Source organism: Streptomyces sp. NPDC020996 (genome assembly GCF_040641355.1).
GTDB lineage: Bacteria > Actinomycetota > Actinomycetes > Streptomycetales > Streptomycetaceae > Streptomyces.
In genome coordinates, this window is sequence record NZ_JBFADM010000002.1 from 305,486 (window position 1) to 324,206 (window position 18,721).

The 18,721-nt window shown below is 75.9% G+C and carries 12 protein-coding genes and 1 pseudogene; 5 read left to right on the forward strand and 8 right to left on the reverse strand.

Annotation, left to right across the window (positions count from 1 at the left end):
• Window positions 1-4: 4 nt before the first annotated feature.
• The gene (locus AB0G63_RS02765) at window positions 5-1,183 is read left to right on the forward strand and encodes an LLM class flavin-dependent oxidoreductase (RefSeq protein ID WP_360743101.1); all 1,179 of its coding nucleotides are present in this window, start codon (window positions 5-7) and stop codon (window positions 1,181-1,183) included.
• 43 nt (window positions 1,184-1,226) lie between these two features.
• On the opposite strand, the gene AB0G63_RS02770 is transcribed toward AB0G63_RS02765, so the two are convergent.
• The 6 genes from AB0G63_RS02770 to AB0G63_RS02795 form a co-directional block, all read right to left on the reverse strand.
• Entirely contained in the window at window positions 1,227-5,504 is a 4,278-nt protein-coding gene (locus AB0G63_RS02770) for a condensation domain-containing protein (protein ID WP_360743104.1), read from the reverse strand.
• 16 nt (window positions 5,505-5,520) lie between these two features.
• The gene (locus tag AB0G63_RS02775; RefSeq protein ID WP_360743107.1) at window positions 5,521-8,931 is read right to left on the reverse strand and encodes an amino acid adenylation domain-containing protein; all 3,411 of its coding nucleotides are present in this window, start codon (window positions 8,929-8,931) and stop codon (window positions 5,521-5,523) included.
• A gap of 3 nt (window positions 8,932-8,934) precedes the next feature.
• Window positions 8,935-9,246 (reverse strand): MbtH family protein, encoded by a 312-nt coding sequence (locus AB0G63_RS02780; RefSeq protein WP_360743110.1) that lies wholly within the window; start codon window positions 9,244-9,246, stop codon window positions 8,935-8,937.
• A 6-nt stretch (window positions 9,247-9,252) separates the two neighbouring features.
• Window positions 9,253-11,379, reverse strand: a complete 2,127-nt coding sequence (locus tag AB0G63_RS02785) for an amino acid adenylation domain-containing protein (RefSeq protein WP_360743113.1) — start codon at window positions 11,377-11,379, stop codon at window positions 9,253-9,255.
• A gap of 92 nt (window positions 11,380-11,471) precedes the next feature.
• Window positions 11,472-12,371 carry an alpha/beta fold hydrolase gene (locus AB0G63_RS02790; protein WP_360743116.1) on the reverse strand — a complete coding sequence of 300 codons (900 nt, stop codon included), beginning with the start codon at window positions 12,369-12,371 and terminating at the stop codon, window positions 11,472-11,474.
• Complete coding sequence (locus tag AB0G63_RS02795) at window positions 12,368-13,441, reverse strand: thioesterase domain-containing protein (RefSeq protein ID WP_360743119.1); 1,074 nt, start codon at window positions 13,439-13,441, stop codon at window positions 12,368-12,370. Before AB0G63_RS02795 ends, AB0G63_RS02790 begins: the two co-directional genes overlap by 4 nt.
• 258 nt (window positions 13,442-13,699) lie before the next feature.
• On the opposite strand from AB0G63_RS02795, the gene AB0G63_RS02800 reads away from it, so the two are divergent.
• The 4 genes from AB0G63_RS02800 to AB0G63_RS02815 all read left to right on the forward strand — a co-directional run bounded on the left by AB0G63_RS02800 (window position 13,700) and on the right by AB0G63_RS02815 (window position 17,738).
• Window positions 13,700-14,692, forward strand: coding sequence for a TauD/TfdA family dioxygenase (locus AB0G63_RS02800; RefSeq protein WP_360743122.1), 993 nt, complete (start codon window positions 13,700-13,702; stop codon window positions 14,690-14,692).
• A 191-nt stretch (window positions 14,693-14,883) separates the two neighbouring features.
• Window positions 14,884-16,185, forward strand: a complete 1,302-nt coding sequence (pcaC, locus tag AB0G63_RS02805; protein ID WP_360743125.1) for a 4-carboxymuconolactone decarboxylase — start codon at window positions 14,884-14,886, stop codon at window positions 16,183-16,185.
• A 71-nt stretch (window positions 16,186-16,256) separates the two neighbouring features.
• Window positions 16,257-16,892 carry an MBL fold metallo-hydrolase gene (locus AB0G63_RS02810; protein WP_360743128.1) on the forward strand — a complete coding sequence of 212 codons (636 nt, stop codon included), beginning with the start codon at window positions 16,257-16,259 and terminating at the stop codon, window positions 16,890-16,892.
• A gap of 66 nt (window positions 16,893-16,958) precedes the next feature.
• Complete coding sequence (locus AB0G63_RS02815; protein ID WP_360743131.1) at window positions 16,959-17,738, forward strand: exodeoxyribonuclease III; 780 nt, start codon at window positions 16,959-16,961, stop codon at window positions 17,736-17,738.
• A 33-nt stretch (window positions 17,739-17,771) separates the two neighbouring features.
• Here AB0G63_RS02815 and fdxA read toward each other — a convergent pair whose 3' ends face one another.
• Both fdxA and AB0G63_RS02825 read right to left on the reverse strand, forming a co-directional pair.
• A complete protein-coding gene (gene fdxA / locus AB0G63_RS02820) occupies window positions 17,772-18,092 on the reverse strand; it encodes a ferredoxin (protein ID WP_360743134.1) in 321 nt (106 codons plus the stop codon).
• Window positions 18,089-18,721, reverse strand: a pseudogene (locus tag AB0G63_RS02825) (2-oxoacid:ferredoxin oxidoreductase subunit beta); the annotation flags it as partial. The gene fdxA and the pseudogene AB0G63_RS02825, both read right to left, overlap by 4 nt.

Consider the following 18,721-nt stretch of genomic DNA (forward strand, 5'->3'; position numbering starts at 1 on the left):
CACCGTGACCGGCTCAACTCCCGCCCCCGTTAGCGCATCCGGTGGGGCGCCGCGCCTCTTCGCCACCGTTCCGCCGCCCGAGCGCGCGGCCGGCACCGGGCTGCCCGGCGGCGACTACCGTGCCGTGGTCCGGCGGGCGGCCCGGCTGGCCGAGCAGGCCGGCTACGAGGGCGCGCTCGTCTACTCGGACAACAACACCGTCGACCCCTGGACGGTGGCGCAGGAACTCCTCACCGCCACCGAGCGGTTCGCCCCGCTGGTGGCTCTCCAGCCCGTCTACGCGCACCCCTACACGGTGGCCAAGACCATCGCCAGCCTCGCCCTCCTGCACGGCCGCCGGGTCTGCCTCAACCTGGTCGCCGGCGGCAACCGGGCCGACCTGGCCGCGCTCGGCGACACGGTCCCGCACGACGACCGCTACCGGCGGCTGGGCGAGTACGCGCGGACCCTGCTGCGGCTGCTGGACGGCGGCCCGGTGCACCACGCGGGCGACTTCTACCGTGTCGACTCCCTGACCCTCTTCCCGCCGCTGCCCCCGCACCTGCGCCCCGAACTCTTCGTCTCCGGCTCCTCGCCGGCCGGCCGGGAGACCGGCCGGCCGCTCGGGGCGGTCAGCGTGACCTACCCCGTGCCGGGGGAGCCGCTGCGGCCGGACGGGCAGCGGGCCGGGGAGGCGGACGGGCGGGCCGACGGGCAGGCCGACGGGCAGGCGGCCCGGCGGGCGGAAGGGCAGGCGGACGGGCGGGCCGACGGGCGGGCCGACGGCCTCGCGCTCGGCGTGCGGATCGGCGTGCTGGCCCGGGAGACCGAGGCCCAGGCGTGGCAGGAGGCCCGCCGCCGGTTCCCGGACAGCCGGGCGGGCCGGATGCTCCAGGGGCTGGCCCGCAGGCGTTCCGACTCCGAGTGGGTCGCGCGGCTCTCCGCGGCGCAGGAGTTCCCGGGCGGGCCGGAGAGCCCGTACTGGATGGGGCCGTTCCACACCTACGCGACCTTCTGCCCCTACCTGGTGGGGGAACGCAGCCGGGTGGCCGCCGAACTCGCGCGGTACCTGCGTGAGGGCTGCCGCACCTTCATCCTCGACACCGCGCGCGACGACGAGGACTACGCCGCCGTCGCCGCGGTCTTCGCCGAGGCGGCCGCCCTCGCCGGGCCCGCCGGAGCCCAGGGCCGGGCGACCGTCTGAAGGGGGCACCTGCCCCCTTCCCGGTCCACCGTGCCCTGCTGCCTCAGCAGCCCTCCTGCTCCTCGCGCAGGCGGGCCACCGTCTCCCAGAGCGTGCGGGGCGTGCGGAAGACGTCGACCATCGGGATGTCGTCGGGAACGGTGATGTCGTAGGCGTGCTCGATCGCCACGAGCAGGCCGACCATGCCGAAGGAGTCCAGGCCCGCGTCGGCCAGCACCAGGTCGGCCGGCCGCTGCGGTGCGCCCTCGGTGGTCGGGCCGAGCGCCTTGCGCAGCAGCTTCTCGAAGACGTCGTCCCAGGGTGTCTCCGCCGCCGCGCTCTCCCTCGCCTGCGGTGCGGCGGGCTCGGGGAGCCGTTCGACGGCGAGCGTCCCGTCCGCGCGCAGCGGCCACTCCGGAACCTCGACCCACGCCTCGGGGGTGTGCCGCCGGGGGAGCCGCCGGTCCGCCAGCCAGCGGCGGACCGAGGCGACGTCCGCCGCGCCGCCGTCCGGGGTGCGCAGGTACGCGGTCAGACTGCCCTTGTCCTCGCTCACCCGACGGATCAGCAGCAGACTCTCGGCGGGTTGCTGATGACGTTCGATCAGCTCGCCCGCCCGCAGCAGGGCGTCCGCCGAGCCGTCCGGCCACAGCAGGGCCGCCTCCGGGTCCAGGTCCGCGGCGCCCAGCAGCTCCAGCGCCCCGTCGAGTCCGACGCGCGCGGCCGTGCCCGTACGGTGCAGCACGGGACCGCCCTCAAAGCCGCAGGGGTCGTACGGGTGCGGGCAGCCGGGGTCCGTGCACGCCGTCCCGGCCAGCCACAACTCGCCGGGGACGCCGCGCGGCACCGGCAGCCGGTCCCGGCCGAGAACGCGGGCGGTGACGCCGGCGGCGATCCGGCTGTCCCCCGCCGCTTCGGCCGCCTCGGCCGCCGCGTTCTCCGCCGCTTCGGCCGCTTCGGCCGCCGCGTTCTCCGCCGCTTCGGCCGCCGCGGCCGTCGCCGTGTCTTCCACCGCCTCGACCAGCCGCGGCAGCACCGCCGCGACCGGTTCGTCGACCGCCTGCCGCAGCGGGCGTCGGACGGGCCGTCCGGGCGCGGGCTGGTCCTCCGCGAGCCGGGCGCGGACCAGCTCGACCGGTCCGTCGGGGCCGAGCGCCATCTCCTCCGCCACCAGCCGGTACAGGCCCAGCAGCACCGGCGCCGCGTCCGGGCCCACGGTGTGGTTGTCGGCGTTGACGCGCAGCAGCCCGGGGACGGTGAAGACGTGCAGGCCGAACTCGTTGACGTTGTCGTTGTAGGTGCGGTCGCCGTCCACCAGGTCGTCGTCCACCTGGTGGAAGTCCAGGTAGTTGAAGAACACGTCGAGGAGCCGGTCGCCGCCGCCGAACTCCTGCTGCACCGACGGCATCGGGTAGGCGCGGTGCGGCCACAGGGCGGTCAGCCCGTCGTGCACCCTGCGTACCAGGTCGCCCCAGGTGCGCGCGCCGAGGGGGTGCCGGAACGGCAGGGTGTTGAGGTACATGCCGAGCACCCGGTCCGCCCCCGCCGCCTCCGGCCGGGCGTCGCAGACCAGCCCGGTGAAGAAGTCCTCCGCGCCGCCGGCCGCCAGCCTCATCACGGTCAGGTGGAGGGCGAGCAGCACCGCCTTGGGCGAGGTGCGGGTCTGTTCGGCGAGGCGGCGCAGCTCGGAGTCCAGGTCGCGCAGGTCCACCAGGTACTGGTGCCGCAGCCGTTCGGCCTCCGGCGGGTCCTGCCAGGCGACCGGCAGGGGCGGCTCGGCCCGCTCCGTCACCGTCCGCCGCCAGTGCTCGCGGTCCTCCTCGCTCGCCCTGGCCCGCGCCTCGGCCGCGATGTAGTCGGCGTAGCGGAAGGGCACCGGTTCGGGGGGCGGCGCGAGGCCGCCGTCGCGCAGAGCGCGGTAGACCGTCAGGAACTCCATCAGCATGGTGTGGAAGCTCCACCCCTCCAGGATGGGGTGGCATTCGGTGATGGTCAGCCACCACCGGGCGCGGTCCCGGCGCGCGTGCGCGTGCACCCGGATCAGCGGGGGGCGGCTCAGGTCCATCGGCGTGCGCCGCTCGGCGGCCCCGAACTCCTTGAGCAACGGCAGCCAGTCCTCGGGCTCGCCGTCCGGTACGAACGTGGTGCCCACCTCGATCGGGGCGGCGCGGTGGACCAGTTGCAGGGGGACCGAGAAGCCGGACAGGTCGAAGGAGGTCCGCAGCACCTCGTGCCGGTCCACCACGGTCTGCACGGCCCGCCACAGCAGGTCGGGGTCGAGCGGGGCGTCGTCACGGACGAAGTAGGAGGTGCTGTCCTGGTAGGTGTTGAGCTGCGCCTGGGACCGCTGCTCCACCAGCATGCCGAGCTGGACGGCGGCCAGCGGATAGGCGTCCGCCAGGCCCGTCGGCAGCGCGGCGGCATCCTCCGGGGAGAGCAGGGAGAACGGCGCGACCGGGTCGGGGAGGCCCACCACCGCCGCGCGTTCGGCCAGGGCGGCGGTCAGCTCGGCGATCGACTGGTGCTCGAACAGGTCCGCCGCCGCCACGTCGAGTCCCTCGCCGCGCAGCTGCCCGGCGAGGGCGACCGCGCGCAGCGAGTCGCCGCCCACGTCGAAGAAGTTGTCCTCCGGGTCCGGTCCGGAGACGCCCAGAGCCTCGCACCAGGCCGCCGTCACCAGCTCGGCCACCCGCTCCGACGCGGTCCCGGACGGGCGGTCGGGCCGGACTTCCGGCTCGGCTCCGGGCTGTGTTCCGGGCTCCGCCGCGGGCTGTGCCTCCGGGAGCGGGGCGACGGGGGCCGCCCCCGCCTCGCGGGTGCGGAAATCCGACGGGGGGAGCGGTGCGTCCGGGGAGGAAAGGGACGCGTCCGGGGACGACAGGGACGCGTCCGGGGACGACAGGGGCGCGTCCGGGGCGGACAGGGGCGTGTCCGGGTCGTGTACGCCCGCCTCCAGCACCGAGCGCCAGCACGCGGCCCACGCCGCCGCGGTCGTCTCGTCGACCACCGCCGCCGCGTACTCGAGGCGCGCCGCGAACCGGCCGTCCGGGAGCACGTCCGCGTGCAGGTTGAGGTCGAACTTGGCGGTGGGCGCCTCGGCCAGTCCCAGCTGCTCCACCGCCAGGCCCGGCAGCCGGAACAGCTCCTCGCCGGCCGGGACGTCCATGTCGAACGCCGCCTGGAAGAGCGGGTTCACGCCCGCCGCGCGGACCGGCGTCAGGTCGTCCACCACCCAGGCGAACGGCGCGGCCTGGTGGTCCAGCGCCCCGAGCAGGCCGCCGCGCACCTCGTCCAGCAGTTCGCCGAAGGACACCCCGGCGCGCGGACGCGCCCGGACCACCACCGTGTTCACCAGGTAGCCGACCACGTCCGCCAGCTCCGGCGCGGTGCGCAGCGTGGCGGGCAGGCCCACGGTCACGTCGTCGACGCCCGCGATCCGGCCGAGCGCCGCGTGGAAAGCGGTGAGCAGCACCGCGAAGGGCGAGGTGCGGTGCGCGGCGGCGAGCGCCCGCACGGCCTCGGACGTCTGCGCCGAGACCTCGACGACGACCGCCCCGCCGCGGCCGTCCGGGCGGGCCGGGCGCGGCCGGTCCAGCGGCAGCGGCAGCTCGGCCACCCCGTCGAGGACGGCCCGCCAGTGCGCGAGGTGCGGCTCCAGCCGCCCCTCGGCCAGGCCGGCGCGCTCCCAGACCGCGAAGTCGCCGTACTGGACGGCGGGCCGCGGCAGCCCGGCCGGCTGCCCGGACACCCGGGCCGCGTACAGCGGGCCCAGCTCGCGGCCGAGCTGCGCCGGCCCGTCGCAGGCGATGTGATGCACCGTCACCACCATCAGGTGCAGCCGCGGCCCCAGCCGGAGCAGGGTCACCCGCAGCGGCTGCTCGGCCGCCAGGTCGAACGGGCGGCGGCGCACCCACTCGGCGACCTGCCGGGCGCGCTCCTCGCGGCGCCCGGCGGGAACATGCGCCAGGTCCACCACCCGCCAGCCGGGCGCGGGGCCGGGGTCGACGGTCTGCACCGCCTCCTCGCCGCCGGCCCCCGCGTACCGGGTGCGCAGGATCTCATGACGCTCAGCCAGGTCCCGCCACGCGAGCCGCAGCGCCTCGGCGTCGAGCGGGCCCTCGATCCGCAGCACCCAGGAGAGCAGATAGGCGGGGCTGCCCGGGTCGAGCCGGTGCAGCACCCACATCTGCTGCTGTCCCGCCGAGAGCGGGACGGGCCGGTCACGGTCCGCGCGGGGGGCGACCGTACGGACCGCCGCCGTCCGCAGCCGCTCCCGGACCAGTTCCTCGACGGTGCGCCGCACCGGCGCCGCCGGCGGACCGTCCACCTGGTTGGCCGTCATCGTGAACCCGTTCCCCTCACTCGGTACTCAGGGCGTGCGGCCGGGCCGGGGCGGTCTCCCCGTCCAGTTCGGCCTGGAGCAGGCGCTCGACCTCGGCGGCCAGGGCGGCGGCGGTCGGGCGGTCGAAGAAGGTCCGCATCGACGCCTCGACGCCGAAGGCGTTCTGCACGTGCCACAACAGCCGGGCGACGGTGAGCGAGTTGCCGCCGTGGCGCAGCACGTCGTCCTCGGGGCCGATGTCCTCCCGCTGGAGCACCTCGCGGACGAAGCCGAGGACGGCCGCCGTCAGCGGCGAACCCGCGGCAGGTTCCGGTCGCGCGGGCGCGTCCAGTCCGGGGGTGCCCAGCGCCGTGTCCGGATCGGCCGCGAACGCGACCGCCAGCGCGCCCAGGGCCCGCGCCAACTCCCGCGCCACGGGCTCGGACACGACGTCCACGGCGTACTCGACGACTCCGCCGAAGCCGCCGTCGGGGCGCGGCCAGAGCGTGAGCGCGACATCGGTCCGCGCCACCCGCCAGGCATCGGCCAGCAGCCGCAGGTCCCGCTCGCCGACCTGCTGGCCGACCAGCCCGTCGCCGCTCAGGGTGAAGAGGGTCTGGAAGACGGGCGTGCGGGAGCGGTCACGCACCGGCTCCACCGCGTCCGCCACCCGCTCGAACGGCACCGCGCTGCGGGCGAAGGCATCCCGGCAGACCTGCGCGACCCGTTCCACGGCGGCCCGGAACGACAGGTGCGGCGCAAGCCGGGCGCGGATCACCACCACGTTGATGAACAGCCCCACCAGATCGTGCAGTTCGGGCCGGTCGCGCCCGGCGTACGGGGTGCCGACACCGAAGTCCCAGCCGCCGCCGGAGCGGGCGAGCAGCGCCGTCCACAGCGTCAGCAGGACGGCGTGCGGCGAGACGCCCGCCTCCCGGCCGAGGGCCAGCAGCGCGGCGGCGGCCTCGGGCGGGATCTCCGCCTCGACGCCGGTGCCCTCGATCCCCCGGTACGGCGGCCGGTCCGCGGTCTCGGGCAGGGCCAGCGGGGCGAGGCCGTCCAGGGCGGTGCGCCACTGGGCCAGCTGCTCGGCGGCGACCTGCTCGGTGAGCAGCGCGCGCTGCCAGGCGACGGCGTCCCGGTAGCGCACGGGCAGGGCGGGCAGACCGGCGGGGGAGTCAGAGGGCCCCGCCGCGACGAAGGCACGCAGGTCGCGTTCGATCAGGCGGGAGGACCAGCCGTCGCCGGCGATGTGGTGGACCACCATCAGCAACAGCTGCTCGGGGCCGCCGTCGCGGATCAGGCGGTAGCGGACCGGGGGAGCGGAGGCCAGGTCGAACCCCTCGGCGAGGGCGGCGCGCAGCTGCCCGGCGACCCCGTCCGGCACGGTGTCCACGACGGTGAAGTCGGGGACCGCCTCCGCCGCCGGGAGCACCACCGCGTGCAGGCCCCGACCGTCCATCTCGTAGCGGGTGCGCAGCGGGTCGTGGCGCTCCACCAGCCGGGTCACGGCCCGGCGCAGCGCGGCCTCCTCGGTGCCGGCCGGGAACCAGAGCAGGATCGGCAGCAGGTACTCGGGGCTGCCGGGATGCATCCGGTCCTGGAGCCAGAAGCGCTCCTGCCCCGGGGAGAGCGGGATGCGCGCTCCTTCGGGCAGCGGCTCGATCGGCGCCTCCCGGGCCGCCTCCGCGAGCAGCCGGGCCTGGGCGCGCGGGGTGCCGGCGAAGTGCAGCCGGCGGAAGTCCGGTACCAGGCCGGAACTCTCGGCGAGGAGGGCGGCGAGCCGTGTCATCAGCAGGGAGTGCCCGCCGAGCCGGAAGAAATCGTCGTCGAGCCCGACCTCCGGCAGGTCCAGCACCTCGCGCCAGGCGGCGAGCACCAGCGCCTCCTCGGTGGTCGTCGCGACCACCGGGCCGCGCTCCGGCCACTGCCGGTCCCAGGCCGGTTCCGGCAGCCGCGAGCGGTCGGTCTTGCCGCTGGCGGTGACGGGCAGGGCGGCGACGACGGTGGTGACGGTGGGCACCAGGGACGGGGGCAGCCGGTCGCGGGTGAAGGCCGTCAGGCCGGCGGGCTCGTCCCCGTCGGCGGTGACGATCCAGGCCCCCAGGCGGCGCAGCCCCTGCGGGTCGTCCACCGGAGCCACCGCCGCGGCGACCACCTCCGGGTGGCGCTCCAGCACCGCCTCGACCTCGCCGGGCTCGATGCGCACGCCGTTCACCTTGACCTGGGCGTCCGCGCGTCCGACGAACAGCAGCGTGCCGTCGGCGGCCCGGCGCACCAGGTCCCCGGTCCGGTACATGCGCGCGCCGGGCGGACCCGAGGGGTCGGGCAGGAAGCGCTCGGCGGTCTGCGCCGGGTCGCCGTGGTAGCCGCGGCCCACGCCCGGGCCGGCCGCGTACAGCTCGTACAGGGTGTCGGGCGCGGGCGGTGCGGCGGGGTGGGGGGCCTCGCCGGGCAGCGTGCCGGCCGGAAGCAGCCGCACCTCCATCCGGTCGATGGGCCGCCCGATCGGGACCGGCCCCTTCTCCTGGGCCGGGTCGAACCGGGCGGCGGTGATGTCGATGGAGCACTCGGTGGGGCCGTAGGTGTTCCAGATCTCCACGTCCACCCGGCCGCGCAGCCGCCGGCACAGGTCCGCGTGCAGCGGCTCGCCCGCGCAGCAGACCGTGCGCAGGGCACGGCACTCCTCCAGGCCGGGCTCGACGGCGAGCAGCCGCAGCAGGGAGGGGACGAGCTGGAGCACGGTCGCGCCGGTCTCGGCGAGGGAGGCCACCAGCGCGCCGGCGTCCCGCCCGGCGTCCGGCCGGCCGAAGACCACGGGGCCGCCGGTGACGAGCGGCGCGAAGATCTCCCAGGCGGCGGCGTCGAAGGTGAGCGGGGTCTTCTGCAGGATGCGGTCCGCCTCCGTGAGGCCGAGCGCGCGGACGCCCCAGAGCACCCGGTTGGTGATCCCGGCGTGTTCGATCACGACGCCCTTGGGGGTGCCGGTCGAGCCGGAGGTGAAGACCATGTACGCGGCGCGGCCCGGCGGGGTGGGCGCCTCGGGAGTGAAGCCCTCGCCGACGGGCGGCGCGTCCACGCGCACCACGGGCCGCCCGCCCGGCGGCTCGGCGGCCTGACCGTCACTCAGCAGCACGCGGGCGCCCGCCAGTTCGAGCACACGCGCCTGCCGCTCGGCCGGGGCGAGCGGGTCCACCGGGACGTAGCACGCGCCCGCGAGCCACGCCCCCACCAGGGCGGTGACCATACCGGGCCCGGGAGCCGTCAGCACGCCGACGGCCGACTCCGGTCCGACGCCGTGCGCGCCCAGCGCGGCAGCCACCCGCCGCGCCCGGTCACCGAGTTCGCGGTAGCTGACGACCTGATCCCCGGCGAGGACGGCGGGGGCGTCGGGGTGCTCCCGGACCGACGCGAGGACGAGATCGGGCAGCATGGCCGTGGCGGGCACCGGTCACCTCCCCGTGCGGGACGCGGACGCGGACGCGGACGCGGGTACGGGTACGGATGCGGACGCGGATGCGGGTACGGATGCGGGTACGGAGGCGGACACGGACGCCGCCGTGGTCCGGCGGACACTCAGCGGACGCAGGTCGGTCCAGACCTCGGCGATCCGGTCCAGGCACTCCTGCCGGGTGCCGGTGAATCCCTCCGGCCGCCAGCCGGGCGGCGGCTCGCGGTGCGCGGGCCACACGGAGTACTGCTCCTCGTGGTTGAGCACCACCTGGTGGAGGGGGCCGTCGGACGGGGGTCGGTTCTCGCTCACTGTGCCTTACCTTCCTTCCGCGAACGCCGCCGTGGCCGCGCCGCTGTCTCCGGTCCGGCGGACCGCGCGCCGCGGGCCCGGGAGCAGCGCCTCAAGGGCACGCCGGTCTACCTTGCCGTTGGCGGTCAGCGGGAACGCGTCCACGACCACCACCTCGGACGGGATCATGTAGTCGGGGAGTTCGCGTGCGAGCCGGGCACGCACCCGGGCCCGGTCTACCCACCCCTCCGGTCCGCCGCCGGGTGTCACGACCAGGAACGCGGCCAGGCGCGCGGGCCGCCCGACGGCGGTGACGACCGCGTCCGCCACGCCCGGCGTGCGGCGCAGGGCCTCGCGCACCTCGCCCGCCTCGATCCGGTAGCCGCGGACCTTGAGCTGGTGGTCGGTGCGGCCCAGGAACTCCAGGTCACCCGCCGCGGTCCAGCGCGCGCGGTCCCCGGTGCGGTAGAGGCGGGAGCCGGGCGGGCCGTAGGGGTCGGGCAGGAAACGGTCGGCGGTGAGCGCGGGCTCGCCCACATAACCGTAGGAGACCCCGTCGCCGCCCACCCAGACCTCGCCCGGCACGCCGACCGGCACCGGTTCGAGCACCTCGTCCAGCACGTACATCGTGGTGTTGGGGATCGGGCGGCCCAGTGGGATCAGGCCGTCCGGTTCGGGTTCGGCCACCTCCTGGCCCGAGTTGCCCACGGTGATCTCGGTCGGGCCGTACTCGGTGGCCACTGCGGTGCCGTCCGGGCCGGCCAGGGCCAGCCAGCGGCGGGCCAGGTCGCCGGTGAAGGCGTCCCCCGCCGCGATGACCAGACCGGCCAGCCCCCGCGCCTGTTCCGGCTCCAGTTCGAGGCTCAGCAGGTTGAGGTGACCGGGCGTCAGTTTGACGAAGCTGTAGGGGGCGCAGGCGGTGAGCAGGGCGCCCAGCTCGGCCGGGTCCAGCGGATCGGGCAGCAGGTGCACCGTCTGCCCGGTGACCAGCGGGGTGAACAGGGCGGGCAGGCCCAGGTCGAAGCCGATGGAGCTGAAGAACGGCGAGCCGCCGGAGCCGCGGGAGGCATAGGTCTCCGCCGTCCACAGCACGTAGTTGGCCAGGCCCGCGTGGTGCACCAGCACGCCCTTGGGCCGCCCGGTGGAGCCCGAGGTGTACATCACGTAGGCCGGGGCGGCGGGGGCCGGGCGCGCGTCGGGGCCCGGCGGCCGGACGCCCGTGGCCTCCTCCGCCTCCTCGGCCTCCTCGGCCTCCTCGGCGTCTTCGGCGTCTTCGGCGTCGAGCAGCAGGGTGCAGACGTCCGCGGCGTCCTGCCAGAGCGGCTGGTGCTCGGTGTGGGTGACGACCAGTCGGCAGCGCGCGGCCGCGGTCATGCCGTGCAGCCGCGCGGCGGGCAGGCCGACGTCCAGCGGCAGGTAGTGCGCTCCGGTCTTCCAGACGCCGAGAACGGCGGGCAGCAGGTCGGGGCCGCCGCGCAGCGAGACGCCCACCGGCCGGCCCGGCCCGGCCCCGCGCGCGGCGGCCAGGGCGGCGACCCGGTCGGAACGCTCGTCCAGCTCACGGTAGGAGAGCACCCCCCGCGCCCAGCGCACGGCGGGGGCGTCCGGGGCGCGCCGGGCCTGGGCCAGGAACAGGTCGAGCACGGTGGCGGCCGGCCGGCTGGTCCGGCCGCCCGAGCTCCACGCCCCGAGAACCGACCTCAGCTCCGTCTCGGGGAGGCAGGCCCGGCCCGCGTCGCCGTCCGGGTCGGCCGCGGCGGCCAGCGCCGCGCGGTAGAGGCCGGCGAGGCGGTCGAAGCCGGCCCGCGACAGCAGGCGGGCGTCGGCGCTGAGGCGCAGTCCGTCCCGGTGGGCCGTCACCACGATCCCGTGGCGCGGTCCGGTCCGCTCCGGCGCCCCGGCGGGTTGCCCGACCGCGAAGAGCAGCCCCTCCACGGCCTGCGCGGCAGCGGGGGCGGCGACCGCCGGGTGCGAGGCCCGCGCCAGCTCCCGCCAGGTGCCCGGCTGCCGCAGATCCACCTCGACGCCGTGCTCGCCCGCTCCGGCAGGCCGCACCGCGGTACGGAACCGGCGGCTCTCGGCGATCATGCCCAGCACCCGCAGATGGACCGCCAGCAGCACCGCCGGCGCCTCGTCCCCGTGCGCCTCGGTCACGCCGCGGGCGGGTAACGAGGTCTCGTGGCGGACCAGGGTGGTCCGCCCGCTCTGCCGCCAAGCCGTCGGCGGCGTCACCCACTGACTCTCCGTCACCTCGTCGCCTCCCCGTCCGGTGGCCCGTCGGCCGGCGCGTCCGTCGTCCCTGCCGTCAGCTCTGTCATCCCGGTCAGCCCCATCGGTCCTGGCCCCCTCAGCCCCGCCAGCACCTCGGCCACCAGCTCCGCCACCACCGGCCCCGCCTCGCGCAGCAGGTAGTGCGGGGCGTCCAGCAGGTGCACCGAGCAGGCCGCCGTCGTCTCCGCGGCCCAGGCGGCGAGCGCGGACTGCGCCACGAACCGGTCCTGCCGCCCGCCGATCACGGCGAGCGGAGCGGCGATCGGCGGGCCGGGGGAGTACTCCAGCCGCTCGACCACGCGGTAGTCCGCCCGCAGCACCCGCTCCGCGATGGCCATCAGGTCGGGGTCGGCCAGCACCTGCGGGGCCGTGCCCCCGTACGCGACCACCCGCTCCATCAGCTCCCGCCGGTCCAGCAGGTGCAGCGGGTCGGTGATGCGACGGACCGCCGGCCCCTCGGCGGAGGAGACGACCACCAGGGCCGGGGCCGGTCCGCCGGCCAGGTGCAGCCGCCGGGCGCACTCGTACGCCAGCACGCTGCCCGAGCAGTGGCCGAGCAGGACGAACGGGCGGTCCAGCAGGGGACGCAGCGCCGACAGCGCCGCCTCCACCGCTTCGCCGGGCTCGTCCAGCAGCGGCTCGCGCAGCCGGTTCTCCCGGCCGGGGAACCGCACCGCGCACAACTCGACGTCGGTGGGCAACAGTTCCGCCCAGGCGTTGAAGGCCGCGCCGCCCGCGCCGACGTGCGGGAAACACACCAGCCGCAGCGCGGGCTCGGCCACCGGGCGTGGGCGGCCGAACCAGCGCCGGACCGCCACCGGGTCGCCCGGGGCGGCCTGAACGGCGGAAGAGACGTGCGAGGGAGGGGAGTTCACGCGACACACCCCTTCCGCAGCGCCTCCGCCAGCCGCGGGTCGCGCAGCGCGCCCGCCGGGGAGGCCAGCCCGTGGTCCAGGCGGCAGACCTCCGGCGCGGACAGCACCGGCCCCCACGCCTGCTCGACCGCGGCCTGCTCCGCCGCGTCCACGGCCAGCAGCACCGGACCGTCGAAGGCGTCGCCGTCCAGCCGGTGCCCGGCCAGGGCGAAGGCGACCGCCGCGCCCGCGGCCTGACGGCGCACCAGCTCCGCGGCGGAGTCCACGTCCTCGAACCAGCCGGCCGCGTGCGCCGCCGGCAGCAGCGCCTCCGGGCCGTCCGCCTCGCCCAGGCCGAACCGCGCCGCCAGCGCGGCCGTCCGGGCCGACAACAGCTCCGCCCGCGAGGCCGCCCCGGCCGGGGCCGGCGGTGACACCAGCGCGAGCAGCGCGATCTCCCGGCCCGCCGCCCGCAGCGCACGGGCCGCCTCGAAGGCCAGGACCGCGCCGGGCCCGAACCCCGCCAGCGCGAGCGGGCCGTCCGGCTGCTCCGCGCCGACACTCTCGGCCAGGGCCCGCGCGGCGGGCGGTACGTCCCGGGCGTCGGTGACCGAGCCGTCCAGGCCCGGCAGCCCGAAGCCGCGCACCGGACGGCCGAGGCCCCACTCCCGCAGCGCAGCGCGCTCGGCCCGCCGATGGCTGTCCGAGTGCACCGTGAACAGCGGGAGCCCCTCGGCCCCGCCCTGCCCGTCCGGGCGGGGCGTCCCCGCCCGCGGCCAAGGGCCGGCCGCGGCGTCGGTCACCAGCGACAGCAGCCGCTCCGGGACCCGCGCGGCCCGGCCCACGGTCAGCGCCTCGGCGAGCCGGGCCGGCGTGGACTGCCGCAGAGCGTCCGAGGTGCGCAGCGGCAGCCCGCGGGCACGGGCCGCCAGCACGATCTCCACCACGGCGAGCGAATCGCCGCCCAGTTCGTAGAAGTCGTCGTCGGGCCCGACCGGGTGGCCGAAGTGCTCGCTCCACACGGAGCGGAGCAGGGTCTCCACGGCGTAGGTGGTCGCGCGCTCGGGCAGTCCGCCGGCTGTGCCGGTCACTTCGGTCACCTTCCTCCGACATCGGCCGGCCCGCTGCCGTACCCGACGGTCAGCCTGGCTCCGGGCCCCGGGCGCGAGCCAGGCACGAGGGCGGCAAGTTGCCGGCGGGGAGTTGCCGGTCGCCGTGCCTGGCCGGCCGCCGCGCCCCGGCGCGACAGTGACCGGGCGGACAGCTCACGGCCCCGGCGGGCCGTCGGACAGTCGGCCGCCCGGCCCGCAGCGGCCGCCGGCGGCTGCCAGGGCGAGGGAGACAGGGACGTGACGGCAGGACCGGCCACCCGGGCGGACACCCCGACCCGTGACGGCATGGGGATCACGCTCACCCCGGCGGAGGCCGCACACGCCGCCCTCGTCGCCGGAGAGCTCACCCGAACCGAGCCGGGCGCCGTCGACCACCCCGACTGGATCGCCGCCGCCCGCCTGGCCGGCTGCGCGCTCCCGCTCCGGCTGCTCCAGGCCGTCCGCGCCTACCGCAACGACCCCGGGACCGAGGGCCTGCTCCTGATCGGCGGCCTGCCCCTCGACCCCGCGGCGCTGCCGCCGACACCCCACGTCCCGGACTCCTTCGAACCCGCGCCGACCCTCCCCGCCGCCCTCGCCGCGCTGATCGGCCTGCAACTCGGCGAACTCGTCGCCTACCGCGACGAGAAGCGCGGAGCACTGGTCCAGAACGTCGTCCCGGTACCCGCGCTGGCGGCCTCGCAGAGCAACGGCGGATCGGTTCCGCTGGAGTTCCACACCGAGAACGCCTTCCACCCCGACCGCCCCGACTACGTCGGCCTGCTCTGCCTGCGCCCCGCCCGCGAGGGCGTCGGCACCAACATCGCCTCCGTCCGCCGTGCCCTCCCGCTGCTCACCGACAAGGAGGTGGCCCTGCTGAGCGAGCCCCGCTTCCTGACCGCCGCGCCGCCCTCCTTCCACGCGGCCGACTGCTCCCCGGCCCACCCGGTCCTCTCCGGCGCCCCCGACGACCCGGACATCCGCGTCGACTTCCACGCGACGACGGCCGTCGACCAGGAGGCGGCGGCGGTGCTGCTGCGCCTGCGGTCCGCGCTGGCGACGGTCCGCCGCGACCTGGAGCTGCGCTCGGGCGACCTGGTCTTCCTCGACAACCGCCTCGTCGTCCACGGCCGCAGCGCCTTCGTCCCCCGCTACGACGGCCGCGACCGCTGGCTCCACCGCGTCTTCGTGAGCCTCGACAACCGCCGCAACCGCGCCCGCCGCATCGACGGCGGAGCCGTCCTGCTCTGATCCCACCGCTGCCGCTCCCCGCGGGCCTCTCAGGGGCGGCACGTCACAGTGTCGGAGCGGGCGGCCCCGCCGCCGCACGGTCCGTGAACTGTCGGGCCAGGACCCGGCTTCACACAATCGCCTCAGAAGCCGACGCCGTCAGGCCGGGACCGGTCATGTGCGATCGGGTGAGAGATGAGAGGGTCTGACAGGTGAGCGAGACACCACCGAACACCCTCCAATACCGCTTCGACGGGCCGGAAGAGGCCCCGGTCCTGATCCTGGGTCCCTCACTGGGCACCACCTGGCACATGTGGGACCGGCAGGTTCCGGAGCTGGCGAAGCAGTGGCGCGTCCTCCGGTTCGACCTGCCGGGGCACGGCGGCTCCCCCGCCCACCCGGCCGGCTCGGTGCCCGAGCTGGCGGCCCGGCTGCTCGCCGTACTCGACGGGCTCGGCGTCCATCGCTTCGGCTACGCGGGATGCGCGTTCGGCGGGGCGATCGGCATCGAGCTGGCCCTGCGCCGACCGGAGCGGCTCGCCTCGCTGGCGCTGGTCGCCGCCTCGCCCCGCTTCGGCACGGCCGACGAGTTCCGCCAGCGCGGCGTGATCGTCCGCACCAACGGCCTCGACCCCATCGCCCGCACGTCCCCCGGCCGCTGGTTCACCGCGGAGTTCGCGACCGCCCAGCCGGCCATCACCGAGTGGGCGGTGCAGATGGTGCGCACCACCGACCCCGGCTGTTACATCGCCGCCTGCGAGGCGCTCGCGGCGTTCGACGCACGCGACGAACTCGGCCGCATCGGCGTGCCGACCGTGGTCCTCGTCGGCTCCGACGACCAGGTCACCGGCCCGGCCGAGGCCCGCACGCTGGTCGCCGGCATACCGGACGCCCGGCTCGCCGTGGTGCCGGGCGCCTCCCACCTGGTACCGGTGGAGCAGCCCGGCGCCGTCACCGACCTGCTGGTGCGGCACTTCTCCACCGCCTGGCAGGCCGGCCCGGCCGAGCCTCCCACCGGCCCGACGGCCGTCCCCGCGGCCGCCGCGAAGCCGGTCCCGGCCGCCCCCGCGCGATCCGCGCCGATCGCCGAGATCGCCCCGGCCGCCGTCGCGCCCGCGCCCCCGGCGGAGCGGTCCGACCCCTACGACGCCGGGATCAAGCTGCGCCGCGAGGTGCTCGGCGACGCGCACGTCGACCGGGCGCTGGCCCAGGCCGACGAGTTCTCCGGGGACTTCCAGGAGTTCGTCACCCGCTACGCGTGGGGCGAGATCTGGGACCGGCCCGGCCTCGACCGCCGCACCCGCAGCTGTGTCACCCTCACCGCGCTGGTGGCGGGCGGCCACCTGGAGGACCTCGCCGCCCACACCCGCGCCGCCCTGCGCAACGGTCTGACCCCGGCCGAGATCAAGGAGGTCCTGCTGCAGGCGGCCGTCTACTGCGGCGTGCCCGCGGCCGGGCGTGCCTTCGAGGTGGCGCGGCAGGTCGTCCGGGAGGAGACGACCCCCGAGCAGTGATCGCGATTCCGGGTGGGCGGAGCACCGGGCTGGGCCGCTCCGGCCGCCGCGCGACGGGGCAGGATGGGCGTATGAAGTTCACGAAGATGTCCCACTCCTGCGTGCGCCTGGAGAAGGACGGGCGCACGCTCGTCCTCGACCCCGGGGGGTTCAGTGAGGAGGACGCCGCCGTCGGCGCGGACGTCATCCTGGTCACGCACGAGCACCCCGACCACTTCGACGAGGGCCGGCTGCGGACCGCCATGGAGGCCAACCCGGCCGCCGAGATCTGGACGCTGAAGTCGGTCGCGGACCAGATCTCGGCCGCCTTCCCCGGCCGGGTGCACACCGTCGGTCACGGCGACGCCTTCACCGCCGCCGGCTTCGACGTGCAGGTCCACGGGGAACTGCACGCGGTGATCCACCCGGACATCCCGCGCATCACCAACGTCGGCTACCTGATCGACGGCGGGCAGGTCTTCCACCCGGGCGACGCGCTCACCGTCCCGGACCGGCCGGTGGAGACGCTGCTGCTCCCCGTGATGGCCCCCTGGAACAAGATCTCCGAGGTCATCGACTACGTCCGCGAGGTCAAGCCGCAGCGCGCCTACGACGTCCACGACGCCCTGCTCACCGACCTCGCCCGCCCCATCTACGACCGCCAGATCGGGGCGCTCGGCGGCGCCGAACACCTGCGGCTGAGCCCCGGCGACTCGGCCGACGTCTAGCGGGCCGGCACCGGGGCCGCGGGCGGGGCGGACGCGTTGTCGTACCCGCCCGGTAGGTTGTGAGGCATGCGCATCGCGACCTGGAACGTGAACTCGATCACCGCCCGACTGCCGAGGCTGCTGGCCTGGCTGGAGAGCAGCGGCACGGACGTCCTGTGCCTCCAGGAGGCCAAGCTGGCCGAGGAGCAGTTCCCGTTCGACCAGCTGCGCGAGCTGGGCTACGAGGCGGCGGTGCACGCCACCGGCCGGTGGAACGGCGTGGCGGTGCTCTCCCGCGTCGGCCTCGCTGACGTGGTCAAGGGCCTCCCCGGCGACCCCGGTTACGACGGGGCGCAGGAGGCCCGCGCCGTCTCGGCGACCTGCGGGCCGGTCCGCGTCTGGTCGGTGTACGTGCCCAACGGACGCGAGGTCGGCCACCCCCACTACGCCTACAAGCTCCAGTGGTTCGAGGTGCTGAAGGCGGCGGTCGCCGGCGACGCGGGCGGCAGCAGGCCCTTCGCGGTGCTCGGCGACTACAACGTGGCGCCGACCGACGACGACGTCTACGACGTCTCCGCCTTCGAGGGCTCCACCCACGTCACCCCCGCCGAGCGGGCCGCCCTGAGCGCCCTGCGCGAGGTGGGCCTGTCCGACGTGGTGCCGCGGCCGCTGAAGTACGACCACCCGTTCACCTACTGGGACTACCGTCAGCTCTGCTTCCCCAAGAACCGCGGCATGCGCATCGACCTGGTGTACGGCAACGAGTCGTTCGCCAAGGCGGTCACCGACGCCTACGTGGACCGTGAGGAGCGCAAGGGCAAGGGGGCGTCCGACCACGCGCCGGTGGTGGTGGACCTCGACGTGTAGCCGGCCGCACCGCACCCGCCCCCGGCGGCGCCCTCAGGCGGCCGGCACGGGCTGTTCGGCGACGACGGGGTGGTCGCGTTCGACGGGGCCGAGGTCGCCGGCGCCGCCCGGGGAGCCGAGTTCGGCGAAGAACTCCGTGTCCGCGGTGCGGAAGGCCGACCACTCCTGCGGGATGTCGTCCTCGAAGAAGATGGCCTCCATCGGGCAGACCGGCTCGCAGGCCCCGCAGTCGACGCATTCCTCGGGGTTGATGTACATCTTGCGGGGCCCCTCGTAGATGCAGTCGACGGGGCATTCGTCGACGCAGGCCTTGTCCTTGATGTCGACGCAGGGCTGGGCGATCACGTACGTCATGAGGAACTCCCCACGGTCCAGGTGTCGTTGCCGGTGAGAAGGGTGGCGAGGTCGCCCTTGCCGTTCTGCTCGATCGCGGTGTCGAGCTGGTCGGCCATCTGCGTGTCGTACACCGGCCGCCGCACGGACCGGAACACGCCGATCGGGGTGTGGTGCAGGGTGTCGGGGTCGGCCAGGCGGGACAGGGCGAACGCGGTGGTCGGGGAGGCCGACTGGGCGTCGTGCACCAGGATCTCGCTCTCGTTGTCGGGGGTGACGGGGACGGCCTTCAGGTCGCCGGTGTTCCGGTCGCGGACCACGCCCTTGCTCCGGTCGGCGCCGAAGCGGATGGGCTGTCCGTGTTCCAGCCGGATCACCGTCTCCTGGGCCTGTTGCTTGTCCTTGAGGGCGTCGTAGGCGCCGTCGTTGAAGATGTTGCAGTTCTGGTAGATCTCGATCAGGGCGGTGCCGGGGTGGGCGGCGGCCTGGCGGAGCACGTCGGTGAGGTGCTTGCGGTCGGAGTCGACGGTGCGGGCGACGAACGACGCCTCGGCGCCGAGGGCGAGGGAGACCGGGTTGAACGGGGCGTCCAGGGATCCCATCGGCGTCGACTTGGTGATCTTGCCGATCTCGGAGGTGGGGCTGTACTG